The 18,379-nt window shown below is 74.4% G+C and carries 19 protein-coding genes; 11 read left to right on the plus strand and 8 right to left on the minus strand.

Features of this window, described 5'->3' with window-relative positions:
- Window positions 1-356 precede the first annotated feature (356 nt).
- Together MKK68_RS29430 and MKK68_RS07865 are read right to left on the minus strand one after the other, a co-directional pair.
- Complete coding sequence (locus MKK68_RS29430) at window positions 357-479, minus strand: hypothetical protein (RefSeq protein WP_279605257.1); 123 nt, start codon at window positions 477-479, stop codon at window positions 357-359.
- A gap of 44 nt (window positions 480-523) precedes the next feature.
- On the minus strand, window positions 524-844 hold the full coding sequence (locus MKK68_RS07865; RefSeq protein WP_244029690.1) for a hypothetical protein: 321 nt from the start codon (window positions 842-844) through the stop codon (window positions 524-526).
- Window positions 845-998: 154 nt separating this feature from the next.
- On the opposite strand from MKK68_RS07865, the gene MKK68_RS07870 reads away from it, so the two are divergent.
- The 5 genes from MKK68_RS07870 (at window position 999) to MKK68_RS07890 (ending at window position 7,061) form a co-directional block, all read left to right on the plus strand.
- Window positions 999-1,871: a DUF6502 family protein gene (locus MKK68_RS07870; protein ID WP_147729867.1), complete on the plus strand. Its 873-nt coding sequence runs from the start codon at window positions 999-1,001 to the stop codon at window positions 1,869-1,871.
- A 160-nt stretch (window positions 1,872-2,031) separates the two neighbouring features.
- A complete protein-coding gene (locus tag MKK68_RS07875; protein WP_244029692.1) occupies window positions 2,032-3,318 on the plus strand; it encodes a DUF5666 domain-containing protein in 1,287 nt (428 codons plus the stop codon).
- Window positions 3,319-3,430: 112 nt separating this feature from the next.
- Window positions 3,431-5,473 carry a putative bifunctional diguanylate cyclase/phosphodiesterase gene (locus MKK68_RS07880; protein WP_409567199.1) on the plus strand — a complete coding sequence of 681 codons (2,043 nt, stop codon included), beginning with the start codon at window positions 3,431-3,433 and terminating at the stop codon, window positions 5,471-5,473.
- A 94-nt stretch (window positions 5,474-5,567) separates the two neighbouring features.
- Window positions 5,568-6,428 carry a class I SAM-dependent methyltransferase gene (locus MKK68_RS07885; RefSeq protein WP_244029694.1) on the plus strand — a complete coding sequence of 287 codons (861 nt, stop codon included), beginning with the start codon at window positions 5,568-5,570 and terminating at the stop codon, window positions 6,426-6,428.
- Window positions 6,429-6,794: 366 nt separating this feature from the next.
- On the plus strand, window positions 6,795-7,061 hold the full coding sequence (locus MKK68_RS07890) for a hypothetical protein (RefSeq protein WP_147844124.1): 267 nt from the start codon (window positions 6,795-6,797) through the stop codon (window positions 7,059-7,061).
- A 77-nt stretch (window positions 7,062-7,138) separates the two neighbouring features.
- Here the strand turns inward: MKK68_RS07890 and MKK68_RS07895 are convergent, their stop codons facing one another.
- Both MKK68_RS07895 and MKK68_RS07900 read right to left on the minus strand, forming a co-directional pair.
- Window positions 7,139-7,648 (minus strand): OsmC family protein, encoded by a 510-nt coding sequence (locus tag MKK68_RS07895; RefSeq protein ID WP_147729800.1) that lies wholly within the window; start codon window positions 7,646-7,648, stop codon window positions 7,139-7,141.
- A 76-nt stretch (window positions 7,649-7,724) separates the two neighbouring features.
- Window positions 7,725-8,501, minus strand: coding sequence for an ABC transporter ATP-binding protein (locus tag MKK68_RS07900; protein WP_147844123.1), 777 nt, complete (start codon window positions 8,499-8,501; stop codon window positions 7,725-7,727).
- A gap of 111 nt (window positions 8,502-8,612) precedes the next feature.
- On the opposite strand from MKK68_RS07900, the gene MKK68_RS07905 reads away from it, so the two are divergent.
- Both MKK68_RS07905 and zwf read left to right on the plus strand, forming a co-directional pair.
- Window positions 8,613-8,870, plus strand: coding sequence for a hypothetical protein (locus MKK68_RS07905; protein ID WP_147860352.1), 258 nt, complete (start codon window positions 8,613-8,615; stop codon window positions 8,868-8,870).
- A gap of 121 nt (window positions 8,871-8,991) precedes the next feature.
- The gene (zwf, locus tag MKK68_RS07910; RefSeq protein ID WP_147729397.1) at window positions 8,992-10,524 is read left to right on the plus strand and encodes a glucose-6-phosphate dehydrogenase; all 1,533 of its coding nucleotides are present in this window, start codon (window positions 8,992-8,994) and stop codon (window positions 10,522-10,524) included.
- Window positions 10,525-10,630: 106 nt separating this feature from the next.
- On the opposite strand, the gene MKK68_RS07915 is transcribed toward zwf, so the two are convergent.
- On the minus strand, window positions 10,631-10,822 hold the full coding sequence (locus MKK68_RS07915; protein ID WP_244029696.1) for a hypothetical protein: 192 nt from the start codon (window positions 10,820-10,822) through the stop codon (window positions 10,631-10,633).
- A 152-nt stretch (window positions 10,823-10,974) separates the two neighbouring features.
- Between MKK68_RS07915 and MKK68_RS07920 the strand changes: the two genes are divergently transcribed.
- A complete protein-coding gene (locus MKK68_RS07920; RefSeq protein WP_147729395.1) occupies window positions 10,975-11,229 on the plus strand; it encodes a hypothetical protein in 255 nt (84 codons plus the stop codon).
- Window positions 11,230-11,263: 34 nt separating this feature from the next.
- Here the strand turns inward: MKK68_RS07920 and MKK68_RS07925 are convergent, their stop codons facing one another.
- Complete coding sequence (locus MKK68_RS07925) at window positions 11,264-11,914, minus strand: TetR/AcrR family transcriptional regulator (protein WP_147860353.1); 651 nt, start codon at window positions 11,912-11,914, stop codon at window positions 11,264-11,266.
- A 111-nt stretch (window positions 11,915-12,025) separates the two neighbouring features.
- Between MKK68_RS07925 and MKK68_RS07930 the strand changes: the two genes are divergently transcribed.
- From MKK68_RS07930 to MKK68_RS07940, 3 genes are all read left to right on the plus strand, one after another.
- The gene (locus tag MKK68_RS07930) at window positions 12,026-12,706 is read left to right on the plus strand and encodes a PspA/IM30 family protein (protein ID WP_147862963.1); all 681 of its coding nucleotides are present in this window, start codon (window positions 12,026-12,028) and stop codon (window positions 12,704-12,706) included.
- Between the two features lie 47 nt (window positions 12,707-12,753).
- Window positions 12,754-13,026 (plus strand): YiaA/YiaB family inner membrane protein, encoded by a 273-nt coding sequence (locus tag MKK68_RS07935; RefSeq protein ID WP_147729665.1) that lies wholly within the window; start codon window positions 12,754-12,756, stop codon window positions 13,024-13,026.
- 150 nt (window positions 13,027-13,176) lie between these two features.
- The gene (locus tag MKK68_RS07940; RefSeq protein ID WP_147860385.1) at window positions 13,177-13,845 is read left to right on the plus strand and encodes a hypothetical protein; all 669 of its coding nucleotides are present in this window, start codon (window positions 13,177-13,179) and stop codon (window positions 13,843-13,845) included.
- A 133-nt stretch (window positions 13,846-13,978) separates the two neighbouring features.
- Here the strand turns inward: MKK68_RS07940 and MKK68_RS07945 are convergent, their stop codons facing one another.
- Both MKK68_RS07945 and MKK68_RS07950 read right to left on the minus strand, forming a co-directional pair.
- On the minus strand, window positions 13,979-16,336 hold the full coding sequence (locus MKK68_RS07945) for a penicillin acylase family protein (RefSeq protein WP_147860386.1): 2,358 nt from the start codon (window positions 16,334-16,336) through the stop codon (window positions 13,979-13,981).
- A gap of 343 nt (window positions 16,337-16,679) precedes the next feature.
- The gene (locus MKK68_RS07950; RefSeq protein WP_244029729.1) at window positions 16,680-18,224 is read right to left on the minus strand and encodes an acetolactate synthase large subunit; all 1,545 of its coding nucleotides are present in this window, start codon (window positions 18,222-18,224) and stop codon (window positions 16,680-16,682) included.
- Between the last annotated feature and the right edge of the window lie 155 nt (window positions 18,225-18,379).

Below are 18,379 nucleotides of genomic sequence, written 5' to 3' on the forward strand. Positions count from 1 at the left end.
GGGGGTTCACCCGGGGGTGAAACCCGGCCCAGGGGAGGGGGGGGGGAACGGGGGGGGGGGGGGGGCCCGCCGCGGCAGGGCCGCGGGCTTGGGGGGGGGGGGCCCCGGCCTCCAGGCGGGGGGCGGGCAGAGGGGGGGAAACGGGCCCGGAAAGGGATTCGGCCAGGGGGGTTCTCGTTTTGGGTGGGGGGGTTTGGCGGGGGGGGTCCCGGGGGCCCCCCCGGGCCCCCCCCTAGGGGGGGGGGGGGGGGGGCTGCGAAGCGGGCCGGGAGCGGGGAGCGCGTTGTCCGGAAAGGTCGCGCCCCTCCGCAGCGGGGGGAAGGCGCGGCTGCGGAAGACGCCCTCCGACGGGCCGGTCAGAGCGCCAGCAGCAGCAGGCCGACGATGGTGACGGCCAGGATCATGCAGATCGCGAGGTCGAGGACGCGGGCGCCGCCGCACGGGGGTCTCGGGTCGGTCCGCATCGGGTCGGTCCGCATCGGGTCGGTCCCTATGGCGGGCGGCCTTCGGGCGGCGGCGGCGATCATCGGCGCGGATCCCGGTCGGGGGTGAGGAGGAGCGCCTCCCGGACCGGGCTGCCGACCCGGGAGGCGCCGTCGATCACCGCAGCATCCCGGGAGGGGGATCCTGGTGCTGCGGCCTGCAGCGCCCCTGGGGTCGCGACGCGGTGGACCGTGTCCGCGGCGGCGATCCCGAGAGCGGGCAGCGCGAGGGCGACGAGGCAGGCGGCGAGCCGGCCCAGTCGCGAAAGGGTGGTCCCGCCCGGCGGCCTGCGATCGCGGCGCAGGGTCGCGTTCAGGGGCGGCATCGGGCGGCAGACGAGGGCGGGTTTCGGTTCGGGCATCGGTCTCGTCCGGATCGCGTTGATGTGGGAAATTTGACCACGCCCAAACCGTATGTGTGCAGATTTCCCACGTCAACGCGAAATCGGTGGGCCGAGGTGCGCCGGCGCACGATGTGGGATTGTGTCCCACGTCGCCCGCCTCCATGCTGCGCCGATGTCCGAGACCGTCAACGACACCGCCGAGGGGGCTGCCCTGCACGCGCCGGTGGCGCGCCTGCTGCGCCCGCTGGTCCGGCTGTTCGTGGCCCGCGGCATCACCTTCCCGGCGCTGACGAACCTGCTGCGCGAGCTCTACGTCAACGTCGCCGAGCACGACTTCGCGCTGCAGGGCAAGGAGCAGACCGACAGCCGGGTCTCGCTGCTCACCGGCATCCACCGCAAGGAGGTGCGGCGCCTGCGCGGGGCCGGGGCGCCGGTGAGCGCGGTGCCGGCGGTGGTTTCGCGCACCAGCCGGATCATCGCCCGGTGGCTCGCGGACCCCGCCTTCACCGACCCGGACGGGCGCCCGCTGGCGCTGCGGCGCGCGGGCGAGGACGGCCCCTCCTTCGAGGCCCTGGTCGCCGGCGTGACCCGCGACCTGCGGCCCCGCGCCGTGCTCGACGAATGGCTCGACCGCGGGCTCGCCACCCTCGACGGCCAGGACCGGATCGTCCTGGCCGAGGCCGCCTACGTGCCGCGCGGCGGCGGCGAGCCGCAGCTCTACTATTTCGGGCGCAACCTCCACGACCACATCGCGGCCTCGGTCGCCAACATCCTCGGCGAGGCGCCGCGCTTCCTCGAGCGCGCGGTGCATTACGACGGGCTGTCGGAGGATCTGGCGCGGCGGCTGGAGGCGCGCGCCAAGGAGATCGCGATGGAGGCGCTGACCCAGGCCAACCGCGAGGCCCACGCCGCCTGCGCCACCGATCCCGGCGGCCCCCACCGCTGGAACTTCGGCCTCTACGTCTACGCCGAAGCCGTGCCGCCGCGCGCGGGCGTCCCCCCTGCCGAGGAGGCGTCGCCGGCCACGCCGGAGGCCGGGGCGTGAACCTGTCGGTCGGAAACCTGTCGGTCGCACGATCGCGCGCGGATCGGGGCGGTGTTCGGTCGTCGAGCGACCGGCTCGGACGAGGTGCCCTTCCTCCCCCCTCTGCGGGGGAGCGTGGCCCGCGAGGTTCTTCGCATTCAGACGCCCCGGGACCGCGCGCATGAGCGCTCCGACCCGCCGCCTCGTCCTGCGCCTGCTCGCCGGCGCCGCCCTGGTTCCGGGGCGCGCGCTGCCGCAGGAGGCGCCGCGCGACCAGGGCATCGGCGGCACCGGGGCGCGGCCGACGGACACGCCGGGGGACGGCGACCGCGGCATCGGCGGCACGGGGGTGATCGGCACGATCCGCCGCTTCGGCTCGATCGTCGTCAACGACCTGCGCATCGCCTATCCCGAGGACGTGAGCGTGCGCATCGACGGGGTTGCGGCGCGCGCCGCCGACATGCGGATCGGCCACGTGGTCCACGTCGTCGCCCATGCCGAGGCGGGCGGCCTCGCGACCCGGCGGATCGACGTGACGAGCGAGGTGGTCGGGCCGGTGGAGAGGGTGGCCGAGGGCGCCCTCGTCGTCCTCGGCCAGAGCGTCGCCACGGTCGGCGTCGCCGGGCGCTGGGCGGTCGGCGACCGGGTCGCGGTGTCGGGCCTGCGCCGGCCGGACGGCGTCGTCGTCGCCAGCCTGATCGAGCCCCGGGCCGAGGGCCCCGCCCGCGTCGCGGGCCCGGTCCGGCACGACCGCGACGGCCGCCCGGTGATCGGGCGCCTGCGGCTGGAGGGCGCCGACGCGCTGCCCGCCGGCCGGCGCGCCGCGGTCGCCGGCGAGGCAGCGGGCGGCGTGCTCAAGGTGGCCCGCGCGAGCGAGGCGCTGCCATTCCCGCCGGGGCTGAGCCGGGTCTCGGTGGAGGCCTATATCGGCCGCAGCGGCGGCCGGATGAACCTCGGCTCCGGCCTCGACGTCGCCGGGCCGGCCGGTGCGGCGATCCCGCGCCGCGGCAGCGTCCGCGCCGTGCTGACGACGCGGCCGGCCGCCGACGGGCGCCTCACCGTCGAGGCCCTGCGCCTCGACGAACGCGGCACCGCGCCGGACCGCAACCCGCTGTTCGAGCGCGCGCCGGACCGGATCGACGGCCGCGGCCTGCCCGGAGGCGGCCCGGACGGACGCTTCGAGCGCGGCGGCCGTGGGTCCGGCGGCGGCGGGCCGGGGGGCGGTGGACCGGGCGGCGGATCTGCGGGCGGCGGGCTCGGCGGCAGCGCCCCAGGCGGCAACGGACCGGGCGGCGGGTTCGGCATCGACACCCGCACGGCCCCGAACGGGTTCGGCGGCGGGCACGGCGGCCCCGGCGGGTTCGGTGGCGCGGGCGGGCTCGGCGGCCCGGGCGGTCCCGGCGGCTTCGGCGGGCCGGGGGCCGGCCCCGGCGGGTTCGGCGGGCCGGGCGGCGGCCCCCGGCGCTGATGTCGCACGCGCGCCGTCCGGCGCTCGCCGGGCCGCGTGCTTAAGCGATCCTTCACCGCTCCGGCGTCAGTCGAAGAAACGCCTGCAGGTTGGATGCGACGTGCCTGACCCCTTGAACGACCGGCCCCGTTCGGTTCCGAGCCCGTCGGACCTCGACCGCCTGATCCGGCGGGATCAGCTCGCGGCCCTGCGCCTGAGCATGTCGACCGCCATCCCGATCAACATGGCCCTCGGCCTGGTCGGCATGATCGTGGCGATCCATGCCGGGCAGGGCGCCGTCGGCGCGACCTGGTTCGCGGCCTCGACGGCGGCCAACCTGCTGCGCCTCGCCCTGTGCCGCGTACCCTGCGCCGCGCTGTCGCCGCGGACGGCGCTGTCGGCGGAGGCCGCCGCCCGCTCGGTCGACCGGCACCTGCGCCTGGTCTGGATGGCGGCCTGGCTGTCGGGCCTGGTCTGGGCGTTCCTTCCGGCGCTGTGCGCCGGCTGCACCGCGGCGCAGACGGTGTTCTACCTGACGTTGACATGCGGCACGACCGCCGGCGCGGTCACCTACGGCACCGCCTTCGCCCGCATGCCGATCGGCTTCTTCACCCCGCCGCTGCTCTCGTTTGCCGGATGCCTGCTCGTGGCCGGCGGCTTCGACCGGATCTGCCTCGCCGCGACGGTGCTGCTCTACCTCGCCGCGATGATCCGCGGCGCGTTCCTGTGCGAGTCGGGTTTTCGCGAGGCGAGCCGGCTGAAGAACGAGGCCAGCGCCCTCGCGCAGTCGCGCATGGAGGCCCATGCCAGCGCCAGCGCGCTCGCCCTCGAGATGGCGCGGCGGGCGACCCACGACGACCTCACCGGCCTCCTGAACCGCGCCGGCTTCCAGCAGGATGCCGACGCCGCCTTGCGCGGTGATGGAGCCTTGCGCGGTGAGGCGGCCTTGCGCGACGACGCGGCGGTCGAGCCCGTCGCGCATTGCCTGATGCTGCTCGACCTCGACGGCTTCAAATCCGTCAACGACGTCCACGGCCACACCATGGGCGACCGGGTCCTGGCCGAGGTGGCGCGAAGGATGGCCGCCGCCCTGCCGCCGGGCAGCCTCGCCGCCCGGCTCGGCGGCGACGAGTTCGCCGTGCTCTACGCGCCGGCGCCGGCGGGGATCGCGCAGGACGTGCTCGCCGCCCGCCTGATCGGCGCGGTCGCCGAGCCGTTCGAATCCCTCGACGCCGGCCGGCTCGGCATCAGCATCGGCATCCACCAGGGCGACGCCGGCAGCCTGACGCATCGCCTGAGCTGCGCCGACGAGGCGCTCTACGCGGCCAAGGGCGCCGGCCGGAACCGCGCCCGCCTGTTCGACGAATGCCTGCGCGACCGGATGGAGACGCGGCGCGACAGCGAGCGCGACCTGTCGCAGGCGCTCGCCGAGGGCGTGGTGACGGTGTGCTTCCAGCCGATCTTCGGGCGGGACGGGCGCAACCTGGTGAGCCTGGAGGCGCTGGTGCGCTGGAACCACCCGCGCCACGGCTGGATCCCGCCGGCCGACGTCGTGGCGGCGGCGGCGACGGCCGGCCTCACCGAGTCGCTGCTGCGCGCCATCCTCGAGCAGGCCTGCGCGATGGTGGCGACACTGTGCCGGCACGGGCTGGAGACGGTCCAGGTCGCGCTCAACGTCTCGCCCCGCGAGATGGCGCAGATCGCCGTCGACGAGATCGTGCTCGGCCGTCTGGCCGCCCTCGGCCTGCCGCCGCGGATGCTGGAGATCGAGATCACCGAGGAGACCGCCCTCGACATCGGCGCGGTGCAGGCCAAGCTCACGGCGCTGGCCGAGGCCGGCATCCGCGTGACGCTGGACGATTTCGGGATCGGCTACTCCTCCCTCGCCTCCCTGCGCCAGCTCCAGGCCCACCGCATCAAGATCGACCGCAGCTTCGTCACCGGGCTGACCGGCTCGGACGACAAGTGCGGGCTGGTCCAGGCCGTGCTCGCGCTCGGGCGCTGGCTCGACATCGAGGTGGTCGCCGAGGGCGTCGAGACCGCCGACGACCTCGCCACGCTGCAGGCGTTCGGCTGCACCCTGTTCCAGGGCTACCATCTCGGCCGGCCGATGTCGGCCGAGGCCGTGGCGGACCTGCTGGCGTCGCAGGCGGGGGCGCGGATGGCCGCGGCCTGAAACCGGCCAAACGCGCCGGCGTCGCCGCGCCCCGCTGACGGCGGCCGCCCGGCATGCAAGATGCCGCCCGGATCGCCGAGCGACGGAGCAGGCCATGACAGCGACGATGACCCAGGCCGAATACTGGAACGGCGCGGTCGGCCAGCGCTGGGCGCGCAGCCAGGGCGTGCTCGACGCGGTGTTCGCGCCGCTGACCGAGGCGCTGCTCGCCGCCGCCGACCTGCGGCCGGGCGACGGGGTGCTCGACGTCGGCTGCGGCTCCGGCGCGACGGCGCTGAGCGCGGCCGAGGCGGTGGGCGCGGCCGGCCGGGTCGTCGCCGCCGACCTGTCGGAGCCGCTGCTCGCGGTGGCGCGGGCGCGGCCGGTGGCGGCCGGCGCCGCGCCGATCGACTGGATCGTCGCCGACGCCGAGACGCAGGCGTTCGCGGGGCCGCCCTTCGCGCGGGCGATCTCGCGCTTCGGCGTGATGTTCTTCTCGGATTCGCGCGCCGCCTTCGCCAACCTCCGCCGGGCGCTGGCGCCGCACGGGCGCCTGACCTTCCTGTGCTGGCAGGCGATGGCCGACAACCCGTGGGTCACCGTGCCCCGCGCGGCCGTGCTGCCGCTGGTGCCCGATGCGGGGCCGCCGGACTTCGCCGGCCCCGGGCCGTTCCGCTTCGCCGACGCGGACGCCCTGCGCCGCCTGCTGGCGGAGGCCGGCTTCGGCGCCGTCTCGGTCGCGCCGGTGGTGCGCGACCTCGTGCTCGGGCGCGCCGCGGACGGCTCGGCCCGCGCCGCCGCGGAGGCGGCCGCCGCCGTCGCGGTCGAGCTCGGCCCGGTCTCGCGCCTGCTGCGCGACGCCGAGCCGCCCCTGCGCCGGGCGGCCCTCGCCGCCGTCGCCGAGGCGGTGCTGCCCCATGCGGACGACGGCGCCGTGCGGCTCGCGGCCGGGTGCTGGCTCGTCTCGGCCGGGTGAGGCGCTTTTTCCCATCGGCGAAAGCGCGACGCGCCCCTTCCCTCCCCCCGACGGATCTTGGGCTTGCCCGAGATCCGCACCCCGTGTGCCCAAGTCGGGCAGGCCCGACTTGGGTGCGGGGGAGGGAGCGCGCGGGGCTTCGAATGGACTGTCGAGCAACGGCACCGGGAGATATCCCTGGCGGCGCGCGCGGTAGAATAGTTCTACTATCTCATTGAAATAGAACTATAATTTTACTTTCTCGCACGTGCGAAAGCGCACGTGGTACCGTTCCGCAGCGCACCATCTCCTGGTCATGGCAGTGACGGCCACGGGGTGCGCGCAGCGACGCGAGACCGGGTCGTCCATCACGACAAGGAACCGACCATGACCAAGCGTCTCGCCTCCCTCGCCTTCGTCCTCGCGCTCGCCGCCCCGGCCTCCGCCTTCGCCCAGGGCTTCGGTTCGCAGGGCTTCGACGCCCCCCGCGTCGACCGCACCGACTCGCGCAGCTTCTTCGGCATGCCGGCCTGGGTCGACTCCGCCCGCGAGGGCGATGCCCTGACCACCGGCTCGATCGGCCCGCGCCTTGGCGACGAGGCCCCGGTGCGCACCGGCCGCGCCCTGTCGCGGACCGGCAGCCTGGCCCGGTAAGCCGCGCTCCGATCGCAGGATCGAACGAACGGGCGGCGGAGCCTCGGCTCCGCCGCCCTTTTTCGTGGGCGCTCCCCTCAGCTGCGGGCGGCGGTGACGGCGAGCTCCGGCTTGTGGTTCAGGGTCTGGAACACGACGCAGTAGCGCTCGGTCAGCTTGAGCAGCTGGTCGAGCTTGTCCTGCGGCGCGTCGGTGTCCAGCGCGAAGGCGAGCCGGATCGCACGGAAGCCCACCGGTGCCGCCTTGTCGACGCCGAGCGTCCCACGGAAGTCGAGGTCGCCCTCCGCGCTCACCGTGCCGGCGCGCAGCGGGATCTCGAGGGCGGTGGCCACCGCCTTCAGCGTCACGCCGGCGCAGGCGACCAGCGCCTCGAGCAGCATGTCGCCCGAGCACAGCTCGGCGCCCGAGCCGCCGGTCGCCGGGTGCAGGCCGGCCACCGCCAGCGCGCGGCCGGTCTCGACCTTGCAGGCGATCGCCGTGTCGTCGAGCGAGCCCTTGGCCCGCAGGGTGATCACCGCGTCGTCGGGGGTGTTGCGGTACTGGTCCTTCAGCGGGGCCTGAAGCGCGCGAAGCGTGGTGGCGTCCATCGTCGTCTCCTCCATCGTGGGTCTTGATCGGTCGCCGTTAGCGGGAACCGCACCGCGGCTCAACCGGCGCCGCCCGCTACCACCAGTTCCCGGCGGGCGCCGCGGCGGCCTGGGCCTCGGCCGGGCGCAGCGAGCGGTCCAGGGCCGCCAGGATCGCGCGGGTCGAGGCCTCGCTCTGCGGCGAGGCGGGATCGCGCGGGCGGGCGATGCCGAGCCGCACCGTCTCGTCGAGGCGGCCGGGCTTCGGCCGCATCACCACGGCGCGGTCGGCGAGCGCCACCGCCTCGCCGACGTCGTGGGTGACGATGAGGATCGTCGGGCGGGTCTCGGCCCAGAGCGCGAGCAGGTGCCCGTGCAGGTCCTTGCGAGTGAAGGCGTCGAGCGCCGAGAACGGCTCGTCGAGGAGCAGCACCCGCGGGCGCGCCACGAAGGCGCGGGCGATCGAGACCCGCTGCTGCTGCCCGCCCGACAGGTCGCGCGGCCAGCGCGCGGCGTGCTCGGACAGCCCGACCCGCTCCAGCGCGTGGGCGACGCGGGCGCGGCGCTCGGGCCTGCGGACGCCGTCGAGGCCGAAGCCGACATTGTCGGCCACCGTGAGCCAGGGCAGCAGGCGCGGCTCCTGGAACACCAGGCCCACGCCGGGATGCGGCGCGGCGATGGCCTCGCCGTCGAGCGTGATCGTGCCGGCGCTGCCGCGGTCGAGGCCGGCGATCAGCCGGAGCAGGGTGGTCTTGCCGCAGCCCGAGCCGCCGATCAGCGCGACGATCTCGCCGGCCGCCACCGACAGGTCGATGCCCGCGAGCGCCTGCGTGCCGTCGGCATAGGTCTTGGAGAGGCCTTGGATGTCGAGCACGGTGTCCGCCGAGGTCCTCTTGTCGCCTGTCGTGTGCATGCCATAGGGCGCGAGGCGCCGCCATGCTACGTCGGCGCCTCGCGCGGCCGCGCGAGGCGATGGGGTGGACCCGTGATCAGGCTCGTTCTTCCGGTGCTCCTCGCCCTCGCGGCCCCGGCCGCCGCCGCCGACCTGCGCGAGCGGCCGGACGCCGGCCGCTTCCGCGCGACCTGCGAGGATCTCGGGCGGTTCTGCACCGCGACGGCCTGCGGCCGCGACCAGATCGAGGCGGCGCAGGGCTGCCGCGCCCTGTGCCCGGGCGCGGCGGTGCTCACCGTCGCCCCCGCCGCCTGCCCGCTGCCGGGCGTGGTGCTGCGCCGGAGGGGGTGAGGAGCCGGCCCTTCCCGCCCTCACACGATCGCGTCACGCCGGGAACGGCCGTGGCGGTCGCCGGTTGACGTGCGATCGAATGCCGCGACGCACCATCGCGTCGCAGAACCGGACGACGCCGATGCCCGAATCGAGCCATGACGCGCCCCTCAAGGACGAGGCCGCCTGCGGCACCAAGCCGGCGCCGCCCTGCACGCTGGTGATCTTCGGCGCCGCCGGCGACCTGACCAAGCGCCTGCTGATGCCCTCGCTCTACAACCTCGCCGGCGCCGGCCTGCTCGATCCCGGCTTCGCCATCCTCGGCGTCGACCACAACGACGGCAGCGACGAGGGCCTGCGCACCGAGCTCACCACCTCGATGGAGACCCTGAGCAAGGACCCCGGCTCCGAGTTCCACGCCGACCGGATCGACCCGAAGAGCTGGGGCTTCATCCGCGACCGCATCCACTTCCTCAAGGGGGACTTCGAGGATGCCAAGACCTTCGAGGCCCTGAAGGGCAAGGTCTCGGGCAACGTGGTGTTCTACCTCGCGGTGGCGCCGCGCTTCTTCGGCACCCTGGTCGACGGGCTGGGCCAGGCCGGGCTGCTGAAGCAGGCGGACGACGCCTTCCGCCGGGTGGTGATCGAGAAGCCGTTCGGCTCCGACCTCGCCTCGGCGCAGGCGCTCAACGCGCGGATCCTGAAGCAGGGCGACGAGAGCCAGTTCTACCGGATCGACCACTTCCTGGGGAAGGAGACGGTGCAGTCGATCATGGCTCTGCGCTTCGCCAACGGCATGCTGGAGCCGGTCTGGCGGCGCGAATACGTCGACAGCATCCAGATCACCGCCGGCGAGACCGTCGGCGTCGAGGAGCGCGGCGGGTTCTACGAGCCCACCGGCGCGCTGCGGGACATGGTGCCCAACCACATGTTCCAGCTGCTCTGCATGGTGGCGATGGAGCCGCCGAACTCGTTCAAGGCCGAGGACGTGCGCGGCGAGAAGGCCAAGCTCGCGCAGGCCGTGAAGCCGATCCAGCCCGACCACGCCGTGCGCGGCCAGTACACGGCCGGCACGCTCGAAGGGAAGCCGGTCGTCGGCTACCGGGAAGAGCCGCACGTGGCCGAGGATTCGACCACCGAGACCTACGTCGCCCTGAAGCTCGAGATCGACAACTGGCGCTGGGCCGGGGTGCCGTTCTACGTCCGCACCGGCAAGCGCATGACCGGGCGCCGCACCGAGATCGCGATCCTGTTCAAGCCGGCGCCGTTTCAGCTGTTCTCCGACACGCCGGTGGCCGAGCTCAGCCCCAACGTGATGCGGATCACCATCGACCCCGACCACGGCGCCGGGACCGAGCTGAACGTCAAGGTGCCCGGGCCGCAGATGCAGATCGGCCGGGTGACGATGGGGTTCAAGTACGCCGACTTCTTCCAGAACCAGCCCAACGTCGGCTACGAGACCCTGCTCTACGATTGCATGACCGGCGACGCGACGCTGTTCCAGCGCGCCGACAACATCGAGGCCGGCTGGGCCGCGGTCGAGCCGCTGCTGCAGGCCTGGAAGACCGCCCCGGTGGAGGACTACGCCGCCGGCACCCCCGGCCCGAAGGCCGCCGACGACCTCCTGGCCCGCGACGGCCGCCACTGGCTCGGCCTCGACGGCAAGACCGACTGAGGCAAGACCGACTGAGGCAAGACCGACCGAGCCTCGAGACAGGCCCGTCGGGCCGGACGCATCGCGGGAACGGAGCGGGGACCGGGCCCCGGCCTTTCCCACGCCGTCAATGTTCGTCGCGTCTTGCGCCGTCCTTCTCGGCCTTGACCTCGTCCGCAATCTGCAATCCGAATTGATAGAGCAGCAGACGGCACGTCATGACCATCTCGGGTGTTCCGACCTCGCGGACGATTTCGTAGAGCCGCAGGCAAGCGTCGACCATGGCCCCGGCGGAGAACCTTTCGTCTGTCGCCATCATGCTGTCTTCAAAGCGATGTTCTCATCTGCCAACTCAGACTTAAGCCGACAACGCCGCCTTACGACCAGAGGTTGCGTATTGCCGTAAAAGCGTTCTGAATGCAGAATACGAGGACGCGTGCGGTCGCATGGCTATTTAAGAGGCGACCGTCGATGTGTGTTGAGCCCGGCCCGGATCGCGGAAAGACCCCCGGTCGCGACGATGTCGGGGAGGGGAACGACAGTCTTCGCCGTCTCGCCGAAGCGCTCGGGGGCACGGTCGCGTCGCGGTTCGGCGAGGCCGCCACGCCGAGCGATCTGGCCGGGTTGCGGGAGCTTCTCGGCCTGTGGAGCGGGCTTGCGAGCGACGCGAGCCGGGCGGACGCGCTGAGGGCGGTCCGCGCCATCGCGAAGGCCGAGGCGCCCTGAGCGTCGGTTCGCAGCGTCGGCGCGGCCGAGCGCGTCACGCGGCGCCCGCCCCGTCCGCGTTCGCCAATCCCGTCGCCATGGCGCGGATCAGCAGATCGAGCTGGTCCCGCACCACCGCGACCGGCAGCACCATCAGGCGCGCGTCGAGGCCGAGCATGACGATGCCGTGCGTCGCCGAGAACAGGCTGCGGGCGAGCAGGACACGCTCGAGGGCCGGGAGGTCCGGGCGCAGCGCCTGCAACGGCGCCTCGATCCGGCGGAACAGGCGGGCCTGCTCGGCGACGTACCCGTCCGGCGGGCGCCGCCCGTCGGCGAGCTGGTGCTGGAACAGGGCGCGCCAGCGCCTGGCGTGGCCTTGCGCGAAGGCGAGATAGGCCTGGCCCAGCCGGACGAGCTCGTCGGCCGCGCCCGCCGCGTCGAACCCGTCGGCCTCCGGCCCGAGCGCCGCCTCGAACAGGCCGAGCGTGCGCAGGTTCACCGCGAGGATCAGCGCGTCGAGATCCGGGAACGCGGTGTAGATCGCGCCGAGCGCGCAGCCGGCATCCGCGGCGAGGTCGCGGGCGCGCAGGGCGCCGAGCCCGTCCGCCGCGATCCGGCGCTCCGCCGCGGCAACGAGCGCGGTGCGAAGCGCTTCCCGGCGTGCCTCCGCCTTCGTCGGCTTGCCGCCGTCTGCCGGCCCGGTCACGCGTCGCCTCGCGGCCCCATTTTGCACGACGTGCAATCGCGCACTTGAACGCTGTTCATGCCCGTGAGAGGTTTCGGTTGTGAACGATGTTCATAACGCGGGAGCCCCACCATGCTCAAGTTGCTCAACCTCCTCGCCCGGGGGAAAGTCGCCCGGGCCACCGAAGACCTCCACGACCGCAACGCCCTGCTGATCCTCGACCAGCAGATCCGCGAGACCCGCGCCGCGCTGGAGCGCAGCCGCCGGGCGCTGGCCGTGGCGATCGCCGGCGACCAGGCCGAGGCCCGCCGCGGCGCCGAGATCGACGCCCGGGCGGCCGACCTCGAAGGCCGCGCCGTCGCGGCGCTCGCCGCCGGGCGCGACGACCTCGCGGCGGAGGCGGCGGACGCGATCGCCGAGCTCGAGGCCGAGCGCCGGGCGATCGACGAGGCCCGCACGCGGTTCGCCGCCGAGGTCGCCCGCATCCGCGCCACCGTCGCCGACGCCACCCGCCGGCAGGCGGAGCTGGAACGCGGCCGGCGGGTCGCCGGCGCGACGGAAGCCGTGCGGCGGCTCTCGGCCCAGACCGGCCGCGGCGACACGGCCACCCTGCGCGAGGCCGAGGCGACCCTGGCGCGCCTGCGCGCGCTCCAGGCCGAGGCGACCGACACCGAGGCGGCGCTTGCCGAGGCCGACGGCGCCGACATCGCCGAGCGCCTGGCGCGCGAGGGCTTCGGCCCGCGCACCCGCCCGACCGGCGGCGACGTGCTGGAGGGCCTGCGCCGCAAGGCCGGGCTCGCCCCGGCCGCCTGACTCACCGAGCATCCCATCCCTTTCCCGTCCCACATCAGGAGCGTGTCATGAACAACGAGACCACCCAGCATTCCGGCGCCTGGGTCACCTTCACCTACGCCGCCTTCCTCGGCTCGGCCGCGATGGTGGCCTGCGGGATCCTGTTCCTGCCGGTGGACATCTGGATCAAGGGCTACCTCGCCATGGGCGTGGTGATGCTGGTCCAATCCTGCATCACCGCGACCAAGACGGTGCGCGACGTGCATGAGGGCCGCCGCATGGTGAACCGCATCGAGGACGCCAAGACCGAGCGCCTGCTGATGTCGGTCGGCAAGGACTGATCCGGGCAGGGTCCGATCCGGGCAAGGACCGATCCGGGCAAAAATTGACCCGAGACAGGACCGACGCCCCCTCGCGAGGCCCTGCCGAAATCCCGGCCGGGCCTCGCCGGACCCGAATTTCCCCGTCCCTTCGCCAGCCGAGACGATCCGATGCCCGAATTCCCGGCGCTCGCCCCCGCTTCGCGCGGGCGCATCCCGATGCCCGTCAAGCTCGCCTACACCGCCTTCGTCGCGGTCCTGGTCCCGACCTACCTGTCCGCTTACGGCCCGACGAACTTCCTGTACTTCTGCGACCAGTCGCTGCTGCTGACCCTGGTCGGGATCTGGCTGGAGAGCCCGCTGCTCGTCGCGATGTGCGCGGTCGGCCTCGTCGCGCCGCAACTGCTGTGGGTGCTCGACTTCCTCGGCACCGCCCTCGGCTGCCCGATCACCGGGATGACCGCCTACATGTTCGATCGGAGCACCGCGCCGTTCCTGCGCGGCCTGTCGGGCTTCCACGGCTGGCTGCCGTTCCTGCTGATCTACCTGGTCGGCCGCCTCGGCTACGATTGCCGCGCCCTGCCGACCTGGACCGCGCTCGCGATCGTCACCCTGCTGGCGTGCTTCTTCCTGATGCCGCCGCCGACGCCGGAGCCGGGCCTGACCCCGGTCAACATCAACTACGTCTGGGGCATGAGCGACCGGGCGGCGCAGACCTGGGTTCCGGCCTGGGCCTGGCTCGCGGGCCTGATCGTCGGCCTGCCGACCCTGCTGTTCCTCCCGACCCACCTCGCCCTGCGCCGCTGGGCGCCGGCGCGATCGCGACCCGCTGCGGGATGACGGAACGCGCGGAGCCTCTTCCCTCCCCCGCAGAGGGGGGAGGGACGGTGGGGGGCCTGTCTTCGTTCGAGGCCCGGGAACGAGGTCGGCGTCCGCTCGGTCGAAGGCGGGGCCTTCGTCCAGAGCGATCCCGTCAGGCGCCGTCGCCGCCCGGCACCAGCGTGATCACCGTCTCCGTCGCGGCGTCGACCGCCGCGCGGGAGTACAGCAGCGGACGGTAGGCGCGCCGGGCCCAGGGCTCGGCATGGTCGGCGTAGTGCGGGCTCGCCGGGTGGCCGGATTGGCCCGGGGCGTTGACGAAGACGCCGGCATCCCAGTCGCCGACGTCGAGCACCATCCGGAACGAGGCGCCGTGCGTCATCCGGAACGTCGCGGGGTCGTACTCGGCGTGCATCACGCAGGGCCCCGCCCCCGGCATCGGCAGGGGGCCGACATCGTGGCCGGTGAAGCCGCGCGGGCCGAGCGGGTGCGCGAACAGCGCGTGGTGCAGGCGGCCCCAGGCCCAGGCCGCGGGATCGGGGCCGAGGCGGGCCGCGCAGTCCCGCCAGGCCGCCGCCAGGGTGCGTTCGACCAGCGCGTCGCGGGCGGCGCGGTCGAGCGGCGGGCGCGGCGTCTCCAGGCGGTCGAGCAGGGCCTGCAGGTCGCCCGGCGGCAGCAGGCGCCGGGTCTCTAAATCGGGCACGAGGGCGTGCAGCAGGGCCGGGCGCAGGTGGTGCACCCAGAACACCTCCACCAGCGCGGCCGAGGCCGAGCCCTCGTGCAGGTGCCCGTCGAAGGTCTCGAGCAGGGCGATCGCCCGGCGGGCCTCCGCGTCGGCGGGCGCGGCCAGCGTCGCGGCGAGGTGCGCCAGCCGCAGCGCCGGCTCGGAGACGTCGTCGCCCTGGAGCCGCTGCGAGTCGGCCGGCGCGTGCTGCGGCTGGTGCGCCAGCACCGTGCGGATGCGCCGGGCGCGCCACGGCTCGTGCCACTCGAAGCCGAGCTTCCGCGCCTCAGCCGGGTACTCCTCCGGCAGGTTCATCTCGTTGGCCGAGTAGACGAAGCCGGCGCCCGGATCGATCCGGCTCGGCAGGTCTCCCCCGTCGTGGAACCCGGCCCAGGCGTATCGGCCGTCGCCCGGCACCGGCAGCAGGCCGTCCCAGTTCGGGCGGATCGGCGCCTTGCCCGCCGTGAACCACGCGACCCGCCCGGTCACGTCGGCGTAGACCTGGTTGACGGAGGGCGCCGACCAGTGCCGCAGCGCCGCGCCGAAGGCCTCCGGCGTCGCGGCGTCGAGATAGGCCAGGCTGCCGAGATAGGCGCCGGCGCCGGGCTCGGACCACACCGTGCGGACGGCGAAGGCCTTGGCGGTGGCGCGGTCCTCGCAGATCACCGGGCCGTGGCGGGTGAAGCCGAGCGTGACCGGCTCGTCGGCCTCGCCGCGGACGGGGATGCGCTCGTGCACCCGCTCGATCGGCGCCCAGCCGCCGTCGAACCGGAACCGGTCCGGGTCGCCGGGGTCGACGTCGAGGACGAACAGGTCCTCCTGGTCGAAGGGGGCGATGGTCAGGCCGAAGGCGGCCTTGCCGTTGTGGCCGATGCTGATGCCGGGGAGCGCCGGCTCGCCGGCGCCGATCACGTCGAGCCCGGGCGCGGTGAGGTGGACGACGTAGCGCAGCGCCGGCAGGGCGTAGGCGCGGTGCGGGTCGCTCGCCAGGATCGGCCGCCCGGTGGCGCTGCGCGACGGCGCGACCGCCCAGGCGTTCGAGCCGTCGCCGGCCGGCTCGGGGTTTTCGGCGATCGTCTCGCGCCCGACGTTCCCGTGCGCGTCGACCCGGGTCCAGGCCCAGGCCGCGTCGCGGGTGGCGGCGAGCCGCGCCGGATCGAACCCGACCGGCGCGGTGGCGAGGCGGACCACGTCGAGCAGGTCGTCCGGCCAGTGCGCCGGCTCGAGATCGCCGAGCGGCATCGTCGCGTGCGGCGGGCTCAGGCCCTTGCGCAGGGCGTCGGTCTCGGCGTCGGCGCGCGCCAGCACTTGCGCGCGGGCGACCTCGGAGGCCACGTTGCGCACCAGCGCATGGCTGCGGATGCGGACCACGTCCTCGGGCGCCCACGCCGCCGGGCGCGTCCCGAGGGCGGCGAATTCCGGCGGCAGCAGGTCGGGACGCTCGAGGGTCAGGGCGACGTAGACGTTCAGCCCGGCGACGAAGGCCTCGACGATGTTCCGAGTGCGCGGATGCCCGTAGGCCGCCCACTCGGCCTCCATGTCGCCACGGTACAGGAACAGCCGCGCCGCCCGGTCCTGCGCGAGGTAGCCCGGCCCGAAATCGGCGGCGAGCAGCCCGAGGCCGCGCTTGCGCCACAGGTCGAGCTGCCACAGCCGGTCGCGGGCGGCGTTGAACCCCTGCACGCGAAAGACGTCGTCCTGCGACGCGGCGCGGAGATGCGGCACGCCGTGGCGGTCGACGCGGATCTCGGCGGGCGCGGACAGGCCCGGGAGGGTGAAGGTGGTCACGCCCGCGTCCCCTGCCCTGATGCCGCAAGCCGGGACGTCGACGGCAAGGCATCACGCCGAGATCCGCGCGCATCCCCTCGCCCCGCCTGCGGGGAGAGGGCCGCGACGACCTCGTCGTCGTCGCGGCGAGGCGGCAGCCGACGGTGAGGGGGTCTCGACGAAGGAGCCTCGTCCGTCCGCGCCCCCTCACCGCCGCTTCGGCTTCGCCGCCGCTTCCCACAGGCACGACGAGGTGCCTGCGGGCCTCTCCCCGCGTGCGGGGAGAGGGGAAGGGAGGGCCTTTCGGGCATCGGCACGCCGGCTGAAGGAGACGAAACGGACGCGGCGGCTGTCTGTCCGGTCCTCACAGAGCCACCTCGATCAGGAACGGCCCGCGCCGGGCCAGCGCCCCGCGGAACACGTCGATGAAGCTGGCTAAATTCTCCACGCGGCGCGCCTCGACGCCGAAGCCTTTGGCGAGGCTGACCCAGTCGATCGCCGGGTCGTCCAGCGTCAGCATGCCGATCGCCTTCGGGCCGGGATTGGCGGCGCCGACGTTGGCGAGCTCGTGGCGCAGGATGGCGTAGGAGCGGTTCGACCAGATCAGCGTCACCACGTCGAGGCGCTCGCGGGCCTGGGTCCACAGCGCCTGGGCGGTGTAGAGCGCGCTGCCGTCGGCCTGCAGCGCGATCACCTTGCGGCCGGGGCAGGCGATGGCGGCGCCCGTCGCCATCGGGATGCCGAGGCCGATCGCGCCGCCGCCGAGCTGGAGCCAGCTGTGGGGCGCGGCCGCATGGGTCTGCCCGAAGAAGTTGCGGCCGGTGGTGATCGACTCGTCGCAGACGATCGCGCCCTCGGGGATCAGCGCGCCGAGCACCCGGCCGATGGCGGCGTCGGCGAGCGCGCCGGCGGTCGGCAGCTCCGGGCGCGCGCCGGCGGCCGACGACTCGTCCGCCGGCGCGCCGACGGCCTCGGCCAGCCGCTCCAGCGCCTCGATCTGGTCCTCCTCCGGCGTCGCCAGCACGATCGTCTCGGCATCCGGCGCGCTGAGCACGCTCGGCTTGCCGGGATAGGCGAAGAACCCGACCGGCGGCGTCGCGCCGACGAGGATGACGTGGCGGAAGGGCGCCAGGGTCTCGATCGCGGCGTCGATCGGGTAGGGCAGGCGCTCGATCGGCACCGTGCCGGCGCCGCGGTCGATCCGCGCGTTGGCGGCCATGGCCAGCAGCTTGGCGCCGGTCTTCCGCGCGATGCGGGCGGCGATGCGGCGGCCCTCGCCGCGCACCGCCCGGTCGGACAGGTGCAGCACCGCCGGCTCGCCCGAGGCCAGGGCCGCGACGGCGCGCCCCAGCGCATCCGCGCCCGCCCGCGCGCGCTCGGGGATCGCGGGGACGGGCGCGATGCCGGTGCCCGGGTTCCAGGCGGTGTCGGCGGGCAGGATCAGGGTCGCGATCCGCCCCGGGGCGGTCCGCGCCGCGGCGATCGCGTCGGCGCCGTCCGCGGCGATGGCCTCGGCGGTGGTGCCCATGCGCAGCCAGGCCGAGACCGGCCGGGCGAAGCCGGCGATGTCCGAGGTCAGCGGCGCGTCGTGGATGCGGTGGTAGGTGGCGTGCTCGCCGACGATGTTGACGATCGGCGAGCGGGCGCGGCGCGCGTTGTGGAGGTTGGCCAGGCCGTTGGCGAGGCCGGGGCCGAGATGGAGCAGGGTCGAGGCCGGCTTGTCGGCCATGCGGGCGTAGCCGTCGGCGGCCCCCGTCGCGCCGCCCTCGAACAGGAACAGCACGCAGGCCATGCCCTCGACCCGGTCGAGCGCCGCCACGAAATGCATCTCGGAGGTGCCGGGATTGGTGAAGCACACCTCGACGCCGCCCGCGACCAGGGTGCGGACCAGGCTCTCGGCGCCGTTCATCGTCTCTGCCAACGCGCTCATCCCTCATCTGGCGGTCCGGAACCGCAGGCCCCGCCGGGAGCGAAACCTCCGAAGGCGCCATCGTGGTGCCGCGGGATAGGGCGGCGCAAGGCCCGGGCGCAACGCCCAAGACGCCATTGTCCTGCGGCACAACC

The sequence above is a fragment of the Methylobacterium sp. E-016 genome, assembly GCF_022829745.1.
Taxonomy (GTDB): Bacteria; Pseudomonadota; Alphaproteobacteria; order Rhizobiales; family Beijerinckiaceae; genus Methylobacterium.